We start from the raw sequence: 4,065 nt of genomic DNA, 5'->3' as shown, positions 1-4,065 counted from the left end.
CCGCCGACCCACCGCCGGCGCTCCCGTAGCCACCCGGCCCACCGAACCCAGCCGGCCCGCCGAACCCACCAGGACCCCCCATACCACCGGCAGCACCGAAGCCACCTGGACCACCGAAGCCACCTGGACCACCGAAGCCGCCTGGACCACCGAAGCCGCCCGAGCCGTACGGGCCACCGCTCGACAGGACGCCGTAGGCGGACAGGCCGGGCGGCGCGACGTCCGGCAGACCCGTCGGCGTGAGCGGGCCGCCGCCACCGCGGGCCGGCCGCACCGCGGCGTCGGGGTCGGGGTCGTCCGACCACAGGCTGAGATGCACGTGGCCGCCGTTGCCGACCCCGTCCGCGACGATCTGCGGCGCGAACGCCGCGCGTAGCCCGTGCCGCCCGCTGACGGCCCGCACTGTCTCCTTGACCAGCACGCACGTGTCGGCGGCGGCGAGCGGGTCCTGCGCGGCGACCGACACCTCGAACTGGCTGGCGGCGTACTCGGGATGGATCTGCTCGACGACCAGGCCCTCGTCGGTCAGCGCGGTGAGCACGTCACGCAGGTAGTCGCCGAGCTCGGTGACCCGGGTCATGCCGTACGCGGGCCCGCGCGCGGCCGGGGTGAAACCGCCCTCCGCCACGCCCGCGCCGGCCGCTGCGACGACCCACTCGACCTCGATGGCGACGGCGACGCCGAGTCCCCGCTCGGCCAGTCGCGCCACCTGGCCGCGAACGAGCTCCCGGCTGTCCTGCGGGTGCGGCAGGCCGCTCTGGTCACGCCGGTCCACCGGCGCCCACGCCCAGCCGGGCTGCGCGGCCAGCATGATCAGCCGGCTGAGGTCCGGGTGCAGACGCAGGTCGCCGACAGGACCGCCGGCGAAACGGCCGGTGGTGATCGCGTCGTCGGCGAGAAAGGCGTCGAAGGCGGGCGATGCGCCGACGCCCCAGACGACCGCCGCGTCCAGCCGGCCGACAGGCACACCCTTGACCCTGGTGATCCCGCTGTTGTCGACGAAGGTGCAGGCGACGCAGACGACGCCGCGGACCTCGAGGTTGGTCGCCGCGTGCCGGGCCGCCGCGGCGAGCCGGTCGCGGCCGCCTGAGGTGCCGGGCTCGTTCATCGATCGCCTCCCGGGGTGCCGCCTCGCACCATGGTCGCGCGCGCCGGGGCGGGATGTCGCCCAGGACACCCGACGAGATGCCACCCACACCGGCGCCGACGTCACGCAGCGTCGATGATCACCGCTCCGAGATGGCGGATCGCCCGCGCTCCATCCTCAGCCGTCCACGCGTTATCCACAGCTATCGACCCGACAAGAAGAGCGTGAAACGCGCCAACATCACTGATGCCTGCCTCGACTGTCCCCAGGAGCACCGTAGTCATCCACAAGTTATCCACAGGTGCTGTGCACGGACTTCGATGACACAGCGCGACGATTACCGTCAGGCATGACCACCCCCTCCAGGGGGGATGCCACTTCGATGGGGCGCATCGACCTCCTCGCCGACCGGCTTGTCGACCACCCGCTCGTCGACCATCCGCTCGTCGACCATCACTGCCACGGTCTGGTCCGGCGGGATCTGTCCCGGGCCGAGTTCGAGGGCATGCTCACCGAGGCCGACACGCCCGGCCCGCCCGGAACGACCCTGTTCGACAGCCAGATCGGCTTCGCCGTGCGCCGCTGGTGCGCCCCGGTGCTCGGCCTGCCGCCCCATGCCGAGCCGGACGCCTACCTGGCACGCCGGGTCGAACTCGGCCACGAGGAGGTGCACCGCCGGCTGCTCAGCGCCGCCGGGATCGCGAGCTTCTGCGTCGACACCGGCTTCCAGCCCGAGCCGCTGACCGGCTCCGCGGATCTCGCCCGCTGGGTCGGCGGCCAGGGCTTCGACGTCGCCCGACTGGAACGGATCGCCGAGCTCGCCGCCGTCGACCTGCTCACCGGCCAGATCGGCGTCGGCCACTTCGCCGAGACAGTCCGCGCCCGCATCGCCGAGCGCGCCCCCACGACGATCGCGGTGAAGTCCGTCGCCGCCTACCGCGCCGGCCTGGACCTGCCCGCCGACCGCCCGTCGGACCGTGAGGTGGCCGCCGCCACCCGCACCTGGCTGGGCGAGATCCGCGACGGCGCCGCCATCCGGCTGCGCGACCCGGTGCTGCACTCCTTCCTCATCTGGTGCGGCGTCGAGGAGAAGCTGCCCGTCCAGATCCACGTCGGCTACGGCGACGCCGACCTCGACCTGGCCCGCACCAACCCGCTGCTGCTCACCGGCCTGCTGCGGGCCCTCGCGCCGACCGGGGCGAGCATCATGCTGCTGCACTGCTACCCGTTCCACCGCGAGGCCGCCTACCTGACCCAGGTCTTCCCGAACGTGCACCTCGACCTCGGCCTCGCCATCCACAACACCGGCCACGGCTCGGCCGCCCTGCTCGCCGAGGCGCTGGAACTCGCCCCGTTCGCCAAGGTCCTCTTCTCCACCGACGCCTTCGCGCTCGCCGAACTGTTCCTGCTCGGCTCGACGCTGTTCCGCCGCGGCCTCGCCGCCTTCCTGACGGCCGGCATCGACGACGACGCCTGGACATTCGCGGACGCCACCCGCGTCGCCCGCCTGATCTGCGCCGACAACGCCCGCCGCGTCTACGCCCTCCCCTGACCAGGCCGCCGGACCGGACCCGCGCCCCCTGGTTCCCCGCCGGCGCCACCCGCTCGGCCCGTCAGGTCCTCATGCACATCATCGGCGAGACCGCCCAGCACAGCGGCCACGCCGACATCCTGCGCGAGGCCATCGACGGCACCCGCACGATGGGCTGAACCCGCCGCCGTCGGCTCAGGCGTCCGGGGCGGGCGGGCAGAGGCAGAACGGATGCCCGGCCGGGTCGAGCATCACCCGCCAGCGGTCCCCGCCGGGCTGGACGTCGGCCGCCTTCGCGTCGAGCCGCTCGGCGCGTCCGACCGCCTCGTCCAGGTCAGCCACCCGGAAGTCCAGGTGGAACTGCTGCGGCGAGTCCTGTCCCGGCCAGCTCGGCGCCCGGTAGTCGTCGACCCGCTGGAACCCGATCATGATCTCCGTCCCCGGCGGCGACAGGAACGCCCAGGCCCCCTCCGGGTCCGCCCCACCGACCCCCCACCCGGTGAGCTCGCCGTAGAACGCAGCGAGCTCACCGGCATGCGGACAGTCCAGCATCATCCCGGCCCACGTCACCATGGTCATGTCCTTGTCCTCCCGGATCGTTCTCCTTGGTCAACGCCTGTGCGGTACCCATGCTGGACGGGATACCTGACTTCCACTGTCAGGATTCCCCCGGCAGAATCCGGGATGTGCGCGCCAGCCGGCTGCTGTCCGTCCTGATGCTGCTGCAGACCCGCGGCAAGCTGACGGCGCGCCAGATCGCCGACGAGCTGGAGGTCTCCGTCCGCACGGTGCACCGGGACCTGGAGTCGCTGGCCGAGTCCGGCGTCCCGGTGATAGCCGATCGCGGCGCCACCGGCGGCTACCGCCTCCTCGACGGCTACCGCACCCGCCTGACCGGTCTGACCGCCGACGAGGCCGACTCGCTGTTCCTCGCCGGCCTGCCGTCCGCCGCCGACGACCTCGGCCTCGGCGCCCTGGCGGCCACCGCCGAACTCAAGCTGCTCGCCGCCCTCCCGCCGCCGCTGCGCGAACGCGCCGGCCGCGCCCGCGAGCGCTTCCACCTCGACGCCCCCCTGCTCGCCGACGTCGCCGCCGCCGTGTGGTCCCAGCACCGCATCCACGTCACCTACCACCGCTGGCGCGCGCCCCAGGAGGTGGAGCGGGTACTGGAACCCCTCGGCGTCGTCCTCAAAAGCGGCACCTGGTATCTCGTCGCCCGCGCCGCACCGCAGCCGGGATCGGGACCGGCTCCGACGGATCCGCGGACCTACCGCGTCGGAAAGATCCTCGCCCTCACGACGACCGGCGACCGCGACCGCCCACCCGACTTCGACCTGGCGGCCTACTGGGCTACCTGGACGGCCCGCTACGAGTCCGAGGTCTACCGCGAGACGGCGACGATCCGCTTCTCCCCCACCGGCGTGACGATGGCCCCCTACCGCCTCCC

Annotated in this window: 5 protein-coding genes; 3 read left to right on the top strand and 2 right to left on the bottom strand. The window is 73.2% G+C overall.

Annotated elements, in window-relative coordinates:
• A partial coding sequence (locus C1A33_RS21585) for a type I glutamate--ammonia ligase (RefSeq protein WP_480014659.1) occupies positions 1–1,108 on the bottom strand: 1,108 nt, incomplete at its 3' end.
• A gap of 361 nt (positions 1,109–1,469) precedes the next feature.
• Here C1A33_RS21585 and C1A33_RS35905 point away from each other — a divergent pair.
• On the top strand, positions 1,470–2,639 hold the full coding sequence (locus tag C1A33_RS35905; protein WP_207770428.1) for an amidohydrolase family protein: 1,170 nt from the start codon (positions 1,470–1,472) through the stop codon (positions 2,637–2,639).
• A gap of 71 nt (positions 2,640–2,710) precedes the next feature.
• The gene (locus C1A33_RS38420) at positions 2,711–2,797 is read left to right on the top strand and encodes a mycothiol transferase (RefSeq protein WP_480014660.1); all 87 of its coding nucleotides are present in this window, start codon (positions 2,711–2,713) and stop codon (positions 2,795–2,797) included.
• A gap of 16 nt (positions 2,798–2,813) precedes the next feature.
• Here the strand turns inward: C1A33_RS38420 and C1A33_RS21570 are convergent, their stop codons facing one another.
• A complete protein-coding gene (locus tag C1A33_RS21570) occupies positions 2,814–3,197 on the bottom strand; it encodes a VOC family protein (RefSeq protein WP_243407793.1) in 384 nt (127 codons plus the stop codon).
• Positions 3,198–3,304: 107 nt separating this feature from the next.
• Between C1A33_RS21570 and C1A33_RS21565 the strand changes: the two genes are divergently transcribed.
• The coding region (locus C1A33_RS21565; protein WP_101833218.1) for a helix-turn-helix transcriptional regulator at positions 3,305–4,065 on the top strand (761 nt) is incomplete at its 3' end.

This window comes from Frankia canadensis (assembly GCF_900197875.1).
Taxonomy (GTDB): Bacteria; Actinomycetota; Actinomycetes; order Frankiales; family Frankiaceae; genus Frankia; species Frankia canadensis.
The sequence above is the reverse complement of the archived record's forward strand: the minus strand, read 5'-3'. Positions and strand labels throughout refer to the sequence as shown.

Bases quoted from the DNA above. Each gene is read 5' to 3' on its own strand.
- C1A33_RS35905 (WP_207770428.1), top strand. From the start codon at position 1,470: ATGGGGCGCATCGACCTCCTCGCCGACCGGCTTGTCGACCACCCGCTC.
- C1A33_RS38420 (WP_480014660.1), top strand. From the start codon at position 2,711: ATGCACATCATCGGCGAGACCGCCCAGCACAGCGGCCACGCCGACATC.
- C1A33_RS21570 (WP_243407793.1), bottom strand. From the start codon at position 3,197: ATGACCATGGTGACGTGGGCCGGGATGATGCTGGACTGTCCGCATGCC.